The sequence below is a fragment of the Mycobacterium szulgai genome (assembly GCF_002116635.1).
In the GTDB taxonomy this organism is placed as follows: domain Bacteria; phylum Actinomycetota; class Actinomycetes; order Mycobacteriales; family Mycobacteriaceae; genus Mycobacterium; species Mycobacterium szulgai.
In genome coordinates this window covers 232,578-249,163 of the sequence record NZ_LQPW01000019.1, presented here as the reverse complement: position 1 = coordinate 249,163, position 16,586 = coordinate 232,578, and the positions used below count along the sequence as shown (strand labels likewise).

The 16,586-nt window shown below is 64.9% G+C and carries 16 protein-coding genes; 11 read left to right on the top strand and 5 right to left on the bottom strand.

All coding sequences use genetic code 11. The features are described from left to right. Positions 1–28: 28 nt before the first annotated feature. From AWC27_RS05745 to AWC27_RS05725, 5 genes are all read left to right on the top strand, one after another. The gene (locus AWC27_RS05745) at positions 29–1,567 is read left to right on the top strand and encodes an ATP-dependent DNA ligase (RefSeq protein WP_085669592.1); all 1,539 of its coding nucleotides are present in this window, start codon (positions 29–31) and stop codon (positions 1,565–1,567) included. Between the two features lie 125 nt (positions 1,568–1,692). Beyond that, a complete protein-coding gene (locus AWC27_RS05740) occupies positions 1,693–3,933 on the top strand; it encodes a carbon starvation CstA family protein (protein WP_085669591.1) in 2,241 nt (746 codons plus the stop codon). Between the two features lie 43 nt (positions 3,934–3,976). After that, entirely contained in the window at positions 3,977–5,491 is a 1,515-nt protein-coding gene (locus AWC27_RS05735) for an Hsp70 family protein (RefSeq protein WP_085669590.1), read from the top strand. 221 nt (positions 5,492–5,712) lie between these two features. After that, entirely contained in the window at positions 5,713–6,543 is an 831-nt protein-coding gene (locus AWC27_RS05730; protein WP_085669589.1) for an oxidoreductase, read from the top strand. 14 nt (positions 6,544–6,557) lie between these two features. Continuing rightward, the gene (locus AWC27_RS05725; protein ID WP_085669588.1) at positions 6,558–7,337 is read left to right on the top strand and encodes a hypothetical protein; all 780 of its coding nucleotides are present in this window, start codon (positions 6,558–6,560) and stop codon (positions 7,335–7,337) included. Here AWC27_RS05725 and AWC27_RS05720 read toward each other — a convergent pair. Both AWC27_RS05720 and AWC27_RS05715 read right to left on the bottom strand, forming a co-directional pair. Continuing rightward, on the bottom strand, positions 7,329–7,769 hold the full coding sequence (locus AWC27_RS05720; protein WP_085669587.1) for a DoxX family protein: 441 nt from the start codon (positions 7,767–7,769) through the stop codon (positions 7,329–7,331). The two genes, AWC27_RS05725 and AWC27_RS05720, sit on opposite strands and share 9 nt — an antisense overlap. After that, complete coding sequence (locus AWC27_RS05715; protein WP_085669586.1) at positions 7,766–9,025, bottom strand: MFS transporter; 1,260 nt, start codon at positions 9,023–9,025, stop codon at positions 7,766–7,768. The genes AWC27_RS05720 and AWC27_RS05715 overlap by 4 nt, the downstream gene beginning before the upstream one ends. Before the next feature lie 113 nt (positions 9,026–9,138). Here AWC27_RS05715 and AWC27_RS05710 point away from each other — a divergent pair, with 113 nt between their 5' ends. From AWC27_RS05710 to AWC27_RS05700, 3 genes are all read left to right on the top strand, one after another. Next, the gene (locus tag AWC27_RS05710) at positions 9,139–9,462 is read left to right on the top strand and encodes a DMT family transporter (protein ID WP_085669648.1); all 324 of its coding nucleotides are present in this window, start codon (positions 9,139–9,141) and stop codon (positions 9,460–9,462) included. After that, positions 9,459–10,028: a TetR/AcrR family transcriptional regulator gene (locus AWC27_RS05705; protein WP_085669585.1), complete on the top strand. Its 570-nt coding sequence runs from the start codon at positions 9,459–9,461 to the stop codon at positions 10,026–10,028. Before AWC27_RS05710 ends, AWC27_RS05705 begins: the two co-directional genes overlap by 4 nt. Positions 10,029–10,193: 165 nt before the next feature. After that, positions 10,194–10,463 (top strand): hypothetical protein, encoded by a 270-nt coding sequence (locus tag AWC27_RS05700; RefSeq protein ID WP_085669584.1) that lies wholly within the window; start codon positions 10,194–10,196, stop codon positions 10,461–10,463. A 33-nt stretch (positions 10,464–10,496) separates the two neighbouring features. Here AWC27_RS05700 and AWC27_RS05695 read toward each other — a convergent pair whose 3' ends face one another. After that, a complete protein-coding gene (locus AWC27_RS05695; RefSeq protein ID WP_245846865.1) occupies positions 10,497–11,375 on the bottom strand; it encodes an HpcH/HpaI aldolase/citrate lyase family protein in 879 nt (292 codons plus the stop codon). Positions 11,376–11,419: 44 nt separating this feature from the next. Here AWC27_RS05695 and AWC27_RS05690 point away from each other — a divergent pair, with 44 nt between their 5' ends. After that, positions 11,420–12,166: an alpha/beta fold hydrolase gene (locus tag AWC27_RS05690; RefSeq protein WP_085669582.1), complete on the top strand. Its 747-nt coding sequence runs from the start codon at positions 11,420–11,422 to the stop codon at positions 12,164–12,166. Here AWC27_RS05690 and AWC27_RS05685 read toward each other — a convergent pair whose 3' ends face one another. Continuing rightward, positions 12,167–13,354 (bottom strand): RtcB family protein, encoded by a 1,188-nt coding sequence (locus tag AWC27_RS05685; RefSeq protein WP_085669581.1) that lies wholly within the window; start codon positions 13,352–13,354, stop codon positions 12,167–12,169. A gap of 182 nt (positions 13,355–13,536) precedes the next feature. Between AWC27_RS05685 and AWC27_RS05680 the strand changes: the two genes are divergently transcribed. Further along, entirely contained in the window at positions 13,537–14,061 is a 525-nt protein-coding gene (locus tag AWC27_RS05680) for an Rv2253/PknI dimerization domain-containing protein (protein WP_085669580.1), read from the top strand. A gap of 126 nt (positions 14,062–14,187) precedes the next feature. Then, the gene (locus AWC27_RS05675; RefSeq protein WP_085669579.1) at positions 14,188–15,000 is read left to right on the top strand and encodes a DUF1906 domain-containing protein; all 813 of its coding nucleotides are present in this window, start codon (positions 14,188–14,190) and stop codon (positions 14,998–15,000) included. Here the strand turns inward: AWC27_RS05675 and AWC27_RS05670 are convergent. Continuing rightward, positions 14,951–16,540, bottom strand: a complete 1,590-nt coding sequence (locus tag AWC27_RS05670; RefSeq protein WP_085669578.1) for a DHA2 family efflux MFS transporter permease subunit — start codon at positions 16,538–16,540, stop codon at positions 14,951–14,953. The genes AWC27_RS05675 and AWC27_RS05670 overlap by 50 nt on opposite strands. Positions 16,541–16,586: the final 46 nt, after the last annotated feature.

The following is a 16,586-nucleotide window of genomic DNA, read 5'->3' as shown; positions in this document are numbered from 1 at the left end:
TGTCGGCGAGCCATGCCAAGCTGAATTCGTGCTTCTTGTCGATGTGGCCGCCACCTCGGCCGAAGTGGGTCTTACCTCGTCGCGGCTGACGAAAGTAGCGCGCATTGCCGACCTGCTGCGCCGTGCCGCGCCCGACCCACAATTGGTCGCGACCATAGTGTCGTGGCTGTCCGGTGAGCTGCGGCAACGTCAGATCGGCGTCGGCTGGGCGTCGTTGCGTTCACTGCCGGCGCCGGCCGCCGAGCCGATGCTCACCGTCGCCGGTGTCGATGACATGTTCTCCGCGATCGGTGCTGTGTCGGGCCAGGGATCGCAGGCCCGGCGGGGGGCACTATTGGCCGAATTGTTCTCTGGGGCAACCGAATCCGAGCAGAACTTCCTGGTGCGACTACTCGGTGGTGAGCTGCGCCAAGGCGCGCTGGCCGGCATCATGGCCGACGCGGTCGCCAAGGCCGCCGATATCCCCACCGCCGCGGTGCAGCGCGCGGCGATGCTGGGCGGGGATCTGCCCGCGGTCGCGGCGGCCGGTCTTTCCGGTGGCGCGCCGGCGCTGGACGCTTTCACCCTGCGGGTGGGCCGGCCGGTTGGCCCCATGCTCGCGCAGACCTCGACCGGTGTCGCCGATGCGCTCGAACGCCACGGCGGCACAGCGGTTTTCGAGGCGAAGCTGGATGGAGCACGAGTGCAGATTCATCGCTCCGGCGACCAGGTGACCGTCTACACCCGAAGCCTCGACGACGTCACCGCGAGGCTGCCCGAGGTGGTGGAGGCCACGCTGGCGCTTCCGGTACGGGACCTGATCGCCGATGGCGAGGCGATCGCGCTGCGTCCCGACAACCGTCCGGAGCGCTTCCAGGTCACCGCGTCGCGGTTCGGCCGATCGGTCGACGTCACTCAGTCCCTTTCGGCCCAAGGGGCCGAACCGCTTTCGGTGTTCTTCTTCGATGTCCTGCACCGCGACGGTGTGGACCTGCTGGATGCGTCCACCGCGGATCGGCTGGCCCAATTGGACGAATTCGTGCCCGCTCGCCACCGCGTGGACAGATTGGTCACCTCCGACGAAACGGCAGCCGCCGCGTTTCTGAACGCGACGCTGGCCGCCGGGCATGAGGGGGTGATGGCCAAGTCCCCGGCCGCGCCTTACCTTGCGGGCCGGCGCGGAGCCGGGTGGCTGAAGGTCAAGCCGGTGCACACGCTCGACCTGGTGGTGCTGGCTGTGGAGTGGGGTTCGGGACGCCGCCGTGGAAAGCTGTCCAATATCCATCTGGGCGCAAGGGATCCGGCCTCGGGCCGATTCGTCATGGTGGGCAAGACTTTCAAGGGCATGACCGACGCCATGCTGGAATGGCAGACCGCGCGATTCACCGAACTCGCCGTCGGTGGCACCGACGGATATGTCGTCGAGCTCAGACCCGAACAGGTGGTTGAGATCGCTCTGGACGGCGTCCAGGGATCCACTCGCTACCCCGGTGGCGTCGCGCTGCGCTTTGCCCGCGTGGTGCGTTACCGCGATGACAAGCCACCGGCCGAGGCCGACACCATCGAGACTGTGCGCGCGCTGTACTGATCTGGCCTCACAACAGTCACACCCGTCCCGGCAAGGAGGAGCATGACCCACTTCCAAACGCGATAGCGCATCCGATATCACGCTCAGGACAGCGGTGATCCTTCCATCCGCGTAGGGTTTTCGCCGTGACAGAGCGTTTCACCGAGCGAGACACCCACGTCACCTACATCAGCACCGACACCGGCCTGCCGCCGGTAGCCATCATCGACCGCTCCCCCATCACCGTGCGGCACCGGATCTTCTTCGCCGTCATCGCGGTGATCGGCGCCATCGCCTGGGCGGTCGTCGCGTTCGTCCGCGGCGAGACGGTGAACGCGGTGTGGCTGGTGGTGGCCGCGAGCTGCACCTACATCATCGGGTTCCGGTTCTACGCCCGGCTGATTGAAATGAAGATCGTGCGCCCGCGCGACGATCACGCCACGCCGGCCGAGGCCTTCGAGGACGGCACCGACTACGTGCCGACCGACCGTCGGGTGCTGTTCGGCCATCATTTCGCCGCCATCGCCGGAGCGGGCCCACTCGTCGGACCGGTGCTGGCCACCCAGATGGGTTACCTACCCGGCAGCATCTGGATCATCGTCGGCGCGGTGCTGGGTGGTTGCGTGCAGGACTACCTGGTGCTGTGGATCTCCGCCCGCCGCCGGGGGCGCTCCCTGGGCCAGATGGCCCGCGACGAGTTCGGCGCCATCGGCGGAGCCGCAGCCCTCATCGGAACGCTCGTTATCATGGTGATCCTGATCGCGGTGCTGGCAATGATCGTGGTGAAGGCATTGGCCCAGAGCCCTTGGGGCGTGTTCTCCATCGCCATGACCATCCCCATTGCCCTCTTCATGGGCTGCTATCTGCGATTCCTGCGTCCGGGGCGGGTGGGCGAAGTATCGGTGATCGGCTTCGCACTGCTGCTGGCAGCCGTGGCATCAGGCCACTGGATAGCCGAAACATCTTGGGGCGCATCCTGGTTCAGCCTGTCTCCGGTCACCTTGTGCTGGTGCCTCATCGGCTATGGTTTCGCTGCTTCGGTGCTGCCGGTGTGGTTGTTACTGGCGCCACGCGACTATCTCTCGACGTTCATGAAGGTCGGTGCCATCGCCGTGCTCGCGATCGGCATCTGCATCGCGCACCCGGTCCTGCACGCGCCCGCGGTCTCGCAGTTCGCCAACCGAGGCAACGGGCCGGTGTTCGCCGGTTCGCTGTTCCCGTTTCTGTTCATCACCATCGCCTGTGGCGCGCTGTCCGGATTTCACTCGCTGATCTCGTCCGGGACGACGCCCAAGCTGCTGGAGAAGGAAGGTCAGATGCGGCTGATCGGCTACGGCGGCATGATCACCGAGTCGTTCGTCGCGATCATGGCGCTGATTACCGCGTCGATCATCAACCAGCACCTCTACTTCACGCTGAACGCGCCGCCGGCGCAGACCGGCGGGACCGCCGCCACCGCGGCGGAATACGTCAATAAGCTCGGCCTGACGGGCGCCCCGACGACCGCCGAGCAAATCAGTCAAGCCGCGCGCAGCGTCGGCGAGCAGTCGATCGTGTCGCGTACCGGCGGAGCACCGACGCTGGCCTTGGGTATGTCCGAGGTGCTTGAGCGGGTGTTCGGCGGCGCGGGGTTCAAGGCGTTCTGGTACCACTTTGCGATCATGTTCGAGGCCCTGTTCATCCTGACCACGCTCGACGCAGGCACCCGGGTTAACCGCTTCATGCTCTCCGACACGCTGAGTAACTTGGGCGGCCCGCTGCACAAACTGCGAAACCCGAGCTGGCGCCCCGGCGTATGGATCTGCACCCTCGCCGTGGTCGCCGCGTGGGGCAGCATCCTGCTGATGGGCGTGACCGATCCGCTGGGCGGCATCAATACGCTCTATCCGCTGTACGGGATCGCCAATCAGTTACTGGCCGCCATCGCGCTCAGTGTCATCACCGTCGTGGTGATCAAGAAGGGCCTGCTGAAGTGGGCGTGGATACCGGGGGCTCCGCTGCTGTGGGACCTGGTGGTCACGCTGACGGCGTCGTGGCAGAAGATCTTCTCCGGCGATCCGGCCGTTGGCTACTGGACGCAACATTTCCAGTACCTGGCAGCCAAAGAAGCCGGCAAGGCGGCATTCGGTTCGGCGAAGAACGCGTACGAGCTGGACCAGGTCATCAGGAACACCTTCGTCCAGGGCACCCTGTCGGTCATTTTCGCGCTCGTCGTCGTGATCGTATTCATTACCGGAATTCTCGTGGCGCACAAAGCGATTCGCGGCGGCGGCAGGCCGCTGAGCGAGGACGAACCGGTACCGTCCAAGAGGTTCGCACCCGCGGGACTGATTCCCACGGCTGCGGAGCGGGACCTGCAAAGACAATGGGCTCGGCACGCCGACTGAGGAAGCATGCCGCAGGGCGTGCACCGGCCTAGACTTGGTCGGAATGAGAGTCGGTATCGACTTCGGCACCACCCACACCGTCGTTGCGCTCGTCGACCGGGGCAACTATCCCGTCGTCTCCTTCGACGGCGCCGATACCTGGCCATCGCTCGTCGCCGCCAACGCCGCCGGTGAATTGCGCTACGGCTTGGACGCCGCCGCCGTGCGCCACCAACCAGGATGGTCGACGCTGCGATCGGTCAAGCGGCTGCTCAACGAGGCCGGGCCGCACACCGAGGTGACTCTGGCCGGCCGCAACCACCGGCTGGCCGATCTGCTCACCGGCTTCTTCGCTCAGCTGAAAAGCGACCTGCACGATCGATCGAACGCCGGTCTGACGCCCGCAGAGACCGTCGAGGCCGCGATCAGCGTGCCCGCCAATGCCTCGAGCGCCCAGCGCCTGCTGACGCTGGATGCCTTTGTGGCGGCGGGCTTTGACGTCGTCGCACTGCTGAACGAGCCATCGGCCGCGGGCCTGGAATACGCCCATCGGTACCGCTCCACGATCACCGCCAAACGCGAGTACGTCCTCATCTACGACCTTGGTGGCGGCACCTTCGACGCGTCATTGCTGAAGATGACCGGGCACGTGAACGAGGTAGTGGTCAGCGAGGGCATCCAGCGTCTGGGCGGCGACGACTTCGACGAGGCAATCCTGCAGCTGGTGCGCGACGCTGCAGGCCTTCGAGACCTTCCCGCCGACACAATCGACGTGCTAAGGGACGAATGCGCGGCCCGCAAGGAAGCCGTCGGCCCGCAGACCCGGCGCTTCCTGGTCGACCTCGGCGCCGCGGACCGGCCACCGTTCGCGTGCAGCATCGATGACGTGTACTCGGCGTGTGCGCCGTTGGTCGACAAGACGATGAAGTTGCTCGACCGCGTCCTGCACGACCCGGCCCGTGGTGACGTGGCGTGGTCCGAAGTGGCCGGAATCTACGTCGTGGGCGGCGCCGGAGGCTTCCCCCTGGTGGCGCGGATGCTGCGCTCGGCGTTCGGCGACAAGCGCATCAAACGCTCCCCGCATCCCTTCGCGGCCACCGCCATCGGCTTGGCGGTCTTCCTGGACCACGAATCGGATTTCGCTCTGTCCGAACGCTTTTCGCGCCACTTCGGGGTCTTCCGGGAGGCGCGGGCCGGCGACGATGTCGTGTTCGATCCGATCGTCCCCAAGGACGCCGCACTTCCCGACGACGGGCACACCCCGCTCGTCGTCAAACGGACCTATCGGGCTGCGCACAACATCGGGCATTTCCGGTTCGTCGAGTGCAGCCGGCTGGTCGACGGCCGCCCCGACGGCGACGTCACGCCATATGATTCGGTGCTCTTCCCCTTCGACCCGGCCCTGCGCGATCAGGAGGATCTGCGACGCCAGCCGGTCGGCCGCTGGAACGACGGACCTGATGTCGAGGAGCGCTACGTCGTTGCGCCCAGCGGCGCGGTCGAGGTAACCCTCACGACGCAGCCGTCGGGCTTCAAACGCACCTTCCGGCTGGAGCGGCGTGCCCCGGCACGGGTGTGAGAGGGCCACGCCGGCAACGTTTGCAGCCACGTTGCATTGCATGAGGGTTGCAGCCCACCCAGTAGTTTCTGTGCTGGTGGACAGCGTGTTTGCCCGCCTCCTGGCGACATCACCTCGCCGCCACACGTGGGCGCCCACTACGGTTGTCGCTAGGAGGCGGGCAAACAGACCAGCGCTTCGCCGGCAAGGCATGTGACCGCTGATATAGAGGAGACAGTCCCGTGTCCACTTGGCTCATCACCGGCTGTTCGAGCGGACTCGGCCGCGCCCTGGCCGAGGCCGTAGTCGGCGCCGGCCACAACGTCGTCGCCACCGCACGAGACGCCGGCCGGGTCGCCGACCTTGCCGACGCCGCACCCGAACGGGTTCTGGCCGTCGCCCTTGACGTCACCAACCCCGACCAGGTCGTCTCGGCGGTGCAGCGGGCTCACGAGCGGTTCGGCAGCATTGACGTTCTGGTGAACAACGCGGGCTACGGATATCGCGCCGCCGTCGAGGAGGGCCAGGATGCCGACGTCCGCAGCTTGTTCGAAACGCATTTCTTCGGCGCCGTCGCGATGATCAAGGCCGTGCTACCGAACATGCGGGCCCGGCGCTGCGGCGCAATCGTCAACATCTCCTCGATCGGCGTGCAGTTGACCCCGGTGGGCTCCGGCTATTACTCGGCGGCCAAAGCAGCCCTGGAAGGCATGAGCGGGGCCCTGCATGGCGAACTCGCGCCGCTGGGCATCTCGGTCACCGTCGTGGAGCCGGGCGCCTTCCGCACCGACTTCGCCGGGCGCTCACTCGTCCAATCCCCCACTGTCATCGACGATTACGCCGAAACCGCCGGGCAGCGCCGCAAGGAGAACGACACCATGCACGGCACCCAACCCGGCGATCCGGCCAAGGCCGGCGCCGCGATCATCGCCGCCGTCGAGTCGTCCGAACCGCCCGCCTTCCTGCTGCTCGGCGCCGACGCGCTGATGGCCTATCGCTACATCGCAGAGCGGCGGTCGAACGAGATCGCGGCGTGGGAGCAGCTCACCACCGGCACCAACCTCGACAGCTGACGGCAGCCGAATCCATGAACGTCAGCTATCTAGCGACCGCCGTCGACTCCGCGGCGCTGGTGGGCCGCATCGCCGGTCTGCTGGTGTTCCCAGCAGCGGGCTTGACCCTGTTGATTCTCGGCTTGCGCAAGCGGTCGTCGTCACGCAAGCAAGCCTGGACCGGGTATCCACCTGCGCCACCGGGTTATCCCCCAGTGCCGCAAGGCTATCCGCCCCCGTATCCGGCCGCTTACCCGCCGCCGATGCCCATGCCGCCCATGCCGCCCATGGCGCCGCCGCCGCGCAAGCCGGGAGGCACCGGCATGATCGTCAGCGGCGCAGTCTTGCTGGTGCTGGGTGTGCTGACGTTCGCCTCCATTGTCGTCACAGTGGCCGCTCGGCATGATCGCCCGGCGATCGGCGACTGCTACACCAATGACATCCTGAACGGCAACGGTCCATGGAAATCGAGCAGCTGCAGCAATGCCGAAGCCGTACTTCAATACGCTGCCAACGCCGACACAGCGGGGAACTGCCCGGACGGCAAGCGCAACGACAGCTCCTACTTATCCGCTGAACACCGTGGTGTCCGAATGTGCTTTGCCCCCAACCTCCTTCAGGGCCAGTGCTATGTGTCCGAGCACGACGGCAAAACCGTCCGCCATGCGACCTGCTCGACGGCCGGCACGATCAGAATCGCCAAACGAGTCGACGGCACCACCGACACGTCCAAGTGCCCTCAGCACACCCGGGCCGTCACCTACCCCGAACCCAAGCGGCTCTTCTGCGCCGAACGTACTGGAACATCAACGTGATGAGGATTTGATTCGCGCGCAGCGCAGGGCGTCAATGGAATGACTGCCGGGTCCGGCGAATACCAGCAGGAAAAACCCGAAGCAGAACAGGATTGCCAAAATTCCGCCGTTGCCCGCTGGCGGATCGCCGATCGGCCATAGCGAGCGGGGCTGATGCATCCAGAAATACGCAACCGCCATTGCCCCCGAGGCGAGAAAGGCCGCGACGCGGGTGAACAATCCGGTTGCGATCAAGAGCCCGGTGACCAGTTCGATCACCCCGGCGTACCACCCGGGCCAGGAGCCGAACTCGAACGCGTGCGGTGACGCTACCGGCCAGCCGAAGAGGATCATCGAGCCGTATCCGGCGAACATCAAACCGTAGACCAGCCGGAATAGGCTCAGCACAGCGGGCGTATATCCCGCGAGTCGGCAATGGAGATTCTTCGTCATGGCACCACGTTAGTCGTGGCGGCATGATGCCGATGCTCAACTTCGTTCTGCCGTAACGCTTTACCTCGAGTGACGAAGAGGGCGATGACGGTGATCAACCAGACGGGGTAGAGCGCCAGCCAGGCCAGCCGGAACGAGGTGAACGAGTAATCGTCGGCGTCCTCGAGGATTTGGCCCATGATCTGCATGACCAGCAGCGCCGCGGTGAAGCCGCCCATGTTGACGAGGCCCTTTGCGATACCCAGCGTCGTGCTCGGGTTGAAGGTGCGCGCGAAATCCAGCGCCACCATCGAGGCGGGACCGCCGGTTGCCATCACGACAACCAGCACAGCCAGTAGCCACAGCGGCGCGCGGTGCGGCAGCGCCAATACCACCGTCCAGGCCAACGCATTGCCGGCGATCATGGTCAGCACCATGAGCAAACGCCGCTGCGGATGCCGCCCGGTCCAGACGCCGAACGCGATGCCGGAAGCCGTCGTCGCCACCACCGAGAGGGTGAGCAGCGAGCCGGCGACGTTGGTTGACACGCCTTGGGCCTCGGTGAGATACGGGACGCCCCACATGTAGTTGAACACCATGATTGGGAAGGTGCTACCCATGTGCGCGAAGAAGCCCAACCGCGTACCCGGGTTCGCCCACACGCTCCTGACGCTGGCCAGCAGTTCGCGAAGGCTTGGGCTGTCGATACCGGCCGAGTGCCCGTGCGGAGTATCCCGGATGAGCGCTAGGCAGATAGCCGCGGACATCACGCCCAGGGCGCCGGCCGAGGTGTAGGCGGCGGTCCATCCCGCCCCGGTGAGAATCGCGAGAAACGGCACGGCCGACAGCACCTGACCCAGTTGACCGCCGATGAAAGTCAGCTGGGTGACCAGCGGGACACGACCGGGGGGAAACCAATATGAGGCGAGTTTGACCACGGAGATGAAGGTCAGTGCATCGCCCAGACCCACCACCGCGCGAGCGGCAATAGCCACCGGCATCGATACCGCGAACGCGAGGACGAACTGACCGACGGCCATCACCAGCGCGCCCGCGCTGATCAGCAACTTGGAGCCGAATCGGTCGAGCAGCAATCCCGCGGGGACCTGCGCCACGGTGTACACGATGACCTGAACCACTACGAATACCGAGAGCACGCCGGGCGTGACGGCAAAGCGCTGCACGGCGTCCAGACCCGAGACGCCCATCGTGGTGCGGTCGAGCACAGCGACGACGTACGCCAGCAGCCCGCCACCCCAAATGATCCAAGGCCGCATGGTCGCCTCCTCGCGTAGCCACGGGTGTGGCCATTGTCGCCTACCGGGCGGTTCACGGGACGATATTTTTAGTGTACGTTTGTACATGTACATTCGTACACAAGGAGGCGGTGTTGGCTTATCTATTTCTTCTCTGCGCGATATTCGCCGAGGTGGTGGCGACCAGCTTGCTCAAGAGCACCGAAGGCTTCAGCCGGCTTTGGCCGACCGTGGTCTGCCTGGGCGGCTACGGAATCGCTTTCGCACTGCTGGCGGCCTCGATATCGCGCGGGATGCAGACCGATGTCGCCTATGCGCTGTGGTCGGCGATCGGTACCGCCGCCATCGTGCTCATCGCCGTGCTGTTTCTCGGGTCAACGCTCTCGCTATCAAAAATCGTCGGGGTAGGGCTGATCATCGGCGGCGTGGTGACTCTGAACCTGACCGGGGCGCATTGACCGCGATGTCCGACCGTCGCCCGCGTGATCCCGCCGGTCGCCGCCAGGCGATTGTCGAGGCGGCGGGGCGGGTGATCGCGCGCCAGGGCCTTGGCGCGCTGACCCACCGCCGGGTAGCGGCCGAGGCCGAGGTGCCAGTCGGGTCCACGACCTACTACTTCAGCGACCTCGGCGCGCTGCGCGAAGCCGCGCTCGCGCACGCCGCGACCTCGTCAGCCGAGGACCTCGAGGAATGGCGCCGCCGGCTCGACGAGAACGAGGACCTGCCCGCCACCCTGGCCCGCCTCGTCACCGAGTATCTGGCCGACCCCGACCGGCACCGCACGCTCAATGAGCTCTATCTCGCGGCGACCCATCGACCGGAATTGCAGGGGCTGGCCCGGTTGTGGCCGGACGGTCTGGTCACCCTGCTGGAGCCGCGCATCGGCCGGCGAGCCGCCGAGGCCGTCACCGCGCTGCTCGACGGCGCCACGCTGCGCGCGCTCATCACCGGAACCCCGCTGGGCATCGATGCGCTGACCGACGCCATCCGCAGGCTTACCGCCGAGGTGCCACTCCACCCCTGATACTTAGGGCTACTCATCACAGTCATTGACATATGATTTGAAACATCACGGTCTCATTGCGTGGCTCGCGCTGCGGCGGCGTATCGAATCGACTGTCACCGAACGAATCTTCCTCGTGGCCATAGCGATTGCCTTCTTCGGCGGCGGCATGGTGACCCTGACCGGTTGCTCGAGGATGATCTTTGCGATGTCGCGCTAGACCGTCAGGAAGGCGCCTTTGACATCGGACGGTTCGAGCCGCCCATCTCGATCGCCGCACTGGTGTGGTCGATCTGCGCGATCGTCATCTTGGTCTCGCCCGCAACAGCATTCGTGCCAATAACGATCGTGGCCGGCCTGCTCGGGGTGGGCGCCGTGTACTTCGCGTACACGATGATCGTCAACCGCCAGGTGCTTGACCACGAACCCGGCGGATTAGCGGTGTTCTCCCATTGACACCACCAAGTTGACGAAACGGGGCTGACAGCCTCACAGTGACCCGCTTTGCGATTCCAGTTCGGAGATGCGCTGCGCCAAGCCAAGAATGCGCTGCGCCTCACGTACATGCAGGCTCTCGATCATGCGGCCGTCGATCGTTATGACACTTTCCCCGGCGGCCTGGGCCCGCTCGTAGGCCGACACGATTTTGCCGGCATCGGCCACCTCTTTCTCCGACGGACCGAACACCTCATTGGCCGGAACAATCTGAGACGGATGGATCAAAGTCTTGCCGTCAAAACCCATCTCGCGGCCTTGGCGCGCCTCGGCGGTGAACCCCGCATCGTCATTGATGGCGTTGAATACACCGTCCAGCACCACCTTGCCGGCAGCCCGGGCGCCCAGGACAGCCAGCGCCAACGCGGGCACGACCGGCGCGCGTGCGGGGACATGAAGTCCGTGCAGCTCGTTGACCAGGTCGTTGGTGCCGACAACCAGCACGGCCAGGCGATCGCTGGCCGAGGCGATCTCCTCGGTCCGCAAGAATGCCCCGGGTGTTTCGACCATCACCCACAGCTGCAACGAATCCGATGCACCCAGCCGCTGCAGGCCGGCGACCAGATCCCGGACCTGTTGCCCGGTACCGACTTTCGGCACCAGGACTCCGTCAGCGGGCGATTCAGCCACGGCGGCCAGGTCGTCGTCGTGCCAGTCGGTGCCAAAGCCGTTGATGCGTACCACGATTTCGCGCGGCCGGTAGCTGCCGGACGAGACCGCCTCGCATACCGCGCGCCGTGCGTCGACCTTCGCATCGGGGCCGACGGCATCCTCGAGATCGAAGATCAACACGTCAGCCGGCAGTGTTTGGCCCTTCCGCATTGCCCGGGCGTTGTTGCCGGGCAGGTAGAGGGCCGATCGGCGCGGACGCACACCAGCTAGCGTAAAGCACGCATCGGCGCACATTGGAGGACACAGTGACGGTCGTTTTGGTCCATGGCAATCCCGAAACCGACGCGATCTGGGGCCCGCTGCTCAGCGCCCTGGGCCGCGAAGACGTGGTGTGTCTTTCGCCGCCGGGTTTCGGTGCGCCGCTGCCCGACGACTTCCCGGCGACTTTCCTTGCCTACCGCGACTGGCTGGAGCGCGAGCTGGAATCCACTGGGGAACCGGTCGACCTCGTCGGTCATGACTGGGGCGGCGGTCACGTAGTGAATCTGGTGATGCATCGGCCCGAACTGGTGCGCAGCTGGGCCAGCGACATCCTGGGCGTCTTCGACCCCGACTACGTCTGGCACGACCTGGCCCAGGTCTGGCAGACGCCCGGGGACGGCGAACAGCTCATCGAGACCATGCTGGGCGGGACGCTCGAGGACCGGACCGCCCAGATGGCCGGGTTCGGCATACCCAACGACATCGCAGCGTCACTGGCCGCCGCGCAAGGCCCGGATATGGGCCGGGCCATCCTGGCGCTCTACCGTTCGGCGCGGCAACCGGCGATCGCCGAAGCCGGCCGGACGCTGGAGAGCGCGGCGGTGCGGCCCGGCCTATCGCTGTTGGCCACCGAGGACATCTTCGTCGGTTCCGAGACGATCCGTCGCCGCGCGGCCGAACGAGCCGGCGCACACACGGAAGTGCTTGACGGACTGGGGCACTGGTGGATGGTGCAGGACCCGGCTCGCGGTGCGGCGGCGCTGACCCGGTTCTGGGAATCGCTCGCTTGATCACGTGCCTTTCACATTGAGCACCTGGCGCAGTTCGTGTTCGACTTCGACGAGATCGGCGGCATCGGCCATGACGACGTCGATGTCCTTGTAGGCGTCGGGGATTTCGTCTACCCACTGATCGCCGTGCCGGTACTCGATGCCGTGCATTCGGGCCGCCAGGTCATCGGCGGTGAACCGGCGCCGTGCTTCGGTGCGGGAGAAGCGCCGGCCGGCGCCGTGCGGCGCCGAGCACAAGCCGGCCGAATTGCCTTTACCGCGCACGATGTAGGAGCGGGTTCCCATTGAGCCGGGGATGATCGCTTTAACACCATCGTGCGCGTCGACGGCCCCCTTGCGGGTCAGCCAGACATCGCGTCCGCCGTGGCGCTCCAGCTGGGTGTAATTGTGGTGGCAATTCGTTCTCTCGACTTCGACGCGCTGCGACTCGACCCCCATCCAGTGCGCAAAGGCTTGCCGGAAACGATCCATCATCTCGTTGCGGTTCTCGTAGGCGAACTTTTGCGCCCAGTTCAATTCCCTTAGATAAGAATCGAATTCGGGTGTGCCTTGCGATAGATAGGCCAGGTCCTGGTTCGGCAGCGAGATATGAGATCGCTTGCAGAGTTGCTGCGCGGTCTTGATGTGGCGTTGGGCGATCTTGTTGCCGACGCCACGGGAACCGGAGTGCAGGAACATCCAGACCCGGTCTTGTTCGTCGAGACATAGCTCGATGAAATGGTTTCCGCCACCGAGGGATCCGAGTTGCTCGGGCCACTTCGGCGAGTGCGACAGGTCGATGTGCTGCGAGCGCGCCAGATCGTAGAGCGTGTCGATCCGGTGCTTGGTGAAGGCGAACCTGGTGGTGGACTTGTTGTAATTGCCTGGTGACAACGGTATCGCCGACTCGAGTGATTCACGGAGATCGGCAAGACTCTTGTCGACAAGGTCCTCGGCGGTGAACCGGGTGCGTGCGGCCACCATCCCGCAACCTATGTCCACGCCGACGGCTGCGGGGATCACCGCGCCATCCGTAGGTATCACGGTGCCGACGGCAGATCCTCTGCCGCTGTGCGCATCTGGCATGAGTGCTACATGTGGGTACACGAAAGGCATTGCGGCCGTTTGCTTTGCCTGTTCGATGGTGTTGGGGTCGACGTGGCTGGCGAAGTTCAGCAGCTTGTAGCCGTCGACTTGGTGGGCGGTCACGGCAACGGGTTTACGCCATCGCGCGATACGGCGCAAGTCAATATCGGCGGGGAGGTGATATTCGTGGGCCGCACCTCCCCGCTCAGGAATTTTGCGGGAACAGCCTGCTTCGACGCTTCCTCTGTGATGATTGTTCGATGGGCGCCATGGATGCGCCCCGGCAGCCGGCAGGAGGCTGACACATGAAAATTCTCCGCGTACTTCTCGTCGCCTTGGTCCTGGCCGCGGTGGACTCAGCAATCGCCTTTGTCGCACCCGGAACCGCGGCAGCAGCCGCGTTGGCTGACGGCATGTATCGGTTCGACTTCGACGGCAGTAAACAGACGTTGGACGGCAAGCCTCACCCGGTTACGCCCTCGTCGACCGTGATTGCGATTCGCTCCGCGTGCCCGCCCTCGGGGTGTGTGGCGACGGCGGCGGACACGTCGATCGGGGCGAAGTGGCTGCAACCACCTTACGAACGCACCATCGTCTTCCGCGAAGACAAAGGCCAATGGGCAGGCACCAGATGGCGAATGTATACCTGCAACAACGCCATCAACCAGGGCAGCGAAACACTGTCCTTTCAAGCCCGGGCGGATGGAACATTCGTAGGCGCCAGCACTGGTTTGGAGGCGCCGTGTGGCCCGGTCGTTACGCCGTTCACCGCGGTGCGGGTCAGCGATCTGGCACCAGACGTGGATCTGGCCGACCCGAACACCGCCTAGGCAAAGCGGCGACCCAGATCCGACTCCCTTAACCACCGACTCGCTCCGGAGAACGACACGGACGCGAATTGATATCAGCTCAAACACACCGTCTTTTCACAGCAGTCACATTGTTAACATCACGCGATGGACATGTCGGTGTGTCGACACCTCCGGCGCCCGCGCCCAATTTCCCGGCGTGACGTATTGCGTTGCACCATCGCGATGTCCGCAATGCCAGCGTTGGCTACGGCATCGGCCATGGCATCTGTCGCCGCCCCAGCGGCGGCTGCTGCGACTCCCAAACTGATCGACTTTGCCCAGAGCCAGATTCCAGCAGAACACATTCGAGCCGCTGGCTATACCGGCGTCATCAACTACGTCTCACTGTCGCGGCCCGGTTCGTCCTTTGGCGCCAAACCGATCACCCGGCCCTACGCCGAGCAACTCAAAGCAGCAGGGCTGATGATCGTCAGCAACTACCAATACGGCAAGCCAGGCGGGACGGCATCATCGGACTTCAAGCGCGGGTTCGACGGCGGCGTCGCCGACGCTCGCACCGCCTGGAAGCTGCATACCGCGGCGGGCGGCGGTCAAAGTGCCCCAATCTTCTTTACGATCGACGAGGACATAAGCCACGACACCTGGAACACTCTGGCGCTGAAGTGGTTTCGCGGAATCAACTCGGTGTTAGGGGTGCAGCGCACCGGCGTGTACGGCGGTATCGATGTGTGCCAGTGGGCGGCCGCCGACGGCGTTATCGGAAGTTCGCGCACCCCCGGCCACCGCTGGGCCTGGCAGACCAAGGCCTGGTCGCACGGTCGGGTCGACCCCGCCGCAGTCCTCTACCAACGCGTGGTGAGCACCGCGTCGAATCCAGGGCCAAAAGTCGGTGGACACGAAGTCGACGTCAACGACGTCCTTGCCCAGGATTACGGTCAGTGGAGCCTGCACCCATGAGCCGTGCATTCATGACCGTTTTCTTTCGCAGCAATGCCACTGGAATGAATGTCGAGGTCACCAGGACGGCCGCGACCACGAACACCACGGTGTAGCTGTGCGAAAGATCGTGCAACAGGTTGCGCTGGAAATCGGCGGTCGAAGCCTGTTGCGGCAGCGCAGCCGGATCTGGCGATACCCCGCGCCGAGCCGAGTGTTCGTGCAGTACAGCGATCTTGTGTGCGGCGGTGATGGTGGCGCTGCGATTGAACTGACTGGTCAAAATCACCGATAGCAGCGCGGTCCCAACCGAGGTGGCCACGTGCTGATTGACGTTGATCAACGTCGAACCGCGGGCGATTTGGCGGGGGGCCAGGGTCTGCACCGCCACTGCGGACAGCGGCATCATTGTGCAGCCCATGCCCAGTCCCATGATCGTCAACCCGGCTACCAGGGTCGGGAAGTAATCCGCCTGTCGGGCAACGCCGCAAGCGAACACGCCCATGCCCGCGGCGATCAATGCAACGCCAACCAGCAGGATCTTGCCCGGTCCTCGTTTGTCCATCAGCAAGCCCGCGAACGGCATCGTGACCATGGCGCCGAGTCCGCGCGGGACCATGCTCATCCCTGCCTGCAGTGGCGTCTGGTGCAGCAACTCCTGAAAGTAGCTGGGGAAGAGTAGCCCAGCGCCGAAAAAGGACGTCGCGAGCAGAAACATCGCCGCGTTGGCCAGCGCGACCACGTGGTTGGTGAACAACCGCAGATCGATCAGCGGATGATCCGTTCGAAAGAGGGCGTGCAAGACGAACCCGATGATCAAGACCGATCCGATGGTCACCGGTATCCACACCCGACCATCGGTTACCGTGCAACTCGGAATCACCGATACGCCGTACAAGAACGTCGCCAAGCCGGGTGACAGCAGCAGCATGCCGATGAAGTCGAAGGTTTCTGATGGCGCCGGGCTGTCTTGCGGGAAAACGATCGCGGCCAGGACTAGCGCAATCACACCCACCGGTAGGTTGATCCAGAAGATCCACTGCCAGCCGTAAGCGTCGATAAGCCAGCCGCCCAGGACCGGACCGAAGACCGGACTCAGCAGCACCGGGATGCCCAGCACCGCCATCACGCGGCCCATCCTCTTTGGACCTGCCTCGCGGGTCATGATGGTGAGGATCAGCGGCACTAGCATGCCGCCACCAAGGCCCTGCGCTACTCGAAAGGCTATGAGCAGACTGATGTTTGGCGCCGTCGTGCACAGCAGCGAGCCAAGTGTGAACACCAGAACTGATGCGATGAACAGCCGTTTGGTGCCGAACCGGTCGGCCGCCCATCCGGCCAGTGGGATCACCGCGGCCAGCGCAAGCCGGTAGCCGGTTATCGTCCATGCCACGACGGCCTGAGTCGAGTCGAAGGTGGTTATGAAGGTGCGTTGCGCGACGGTGACGACCGTCATGTCCAGAGTGGCCATCATCGAGCCCAAGACACACACGGCGGCTATTCGGAGCAGCCGGGCATCGAGCTTGCCGGGATCTCGCTTATCTGTGCCGGTGTATTCCATGGCCATCAATCTCTAGGCTCTGGCGTGCGACGCATTCAACGACACC

Bases quoted from the DNA above. Each gene is read 5' to 3' on its own strand.
- AWC27_RS05735 (WP_085669590.1), top strand. From the start codon at position 3,977: ATGAGAGTCGGTATCGACTTCGGCACCACCCACACCGTCGTTGCGCTC.
- AWC27_RS05725 (WP_085669588.1), top strand. From the start codon at position 6,558: ATGAACGTCAGCTATCTAGCGACCGCCGTCGACTCCGCGGCGCTGGTG.
- AWC27_RS05720 (WP_085669587.1), bottom strand. From the start codon at position 7,769: ATGACGAAGAATCTCCATTGCCGACTCGCGGGATATACGCCCGCTGTG.
- AWC27_RS05715 (WP_085669586.1), bottom strand. From the start codon at position 9,025: ATGCGGCCTTGGATCATTTGGGGTGGCGGGCTGCTGGCGTACGTCGTC.
- AWC27_RS05680 (WP_085669580.1), top strand. From the start codon at position 13,537: ATGAAAATTCTCCGCGTACTTCTCGTCGCCTTGGTCCTGGCCGCGGTG.
- AWC27_RS05675 (WP_085669579.1), top strand. From the start codon at position 14,188: ATGGACATGTCGGTGTGTCGACACCTCCGGCGCCCGCGCCCAATTTCC.
- AWC27_RS05670 (WP_085669578.1), bottom strand. From the start codon at position 16,540: ATGGAATACACCGGCACAGATAAGCGAGATCCCGGCAAGCTCGATGCC.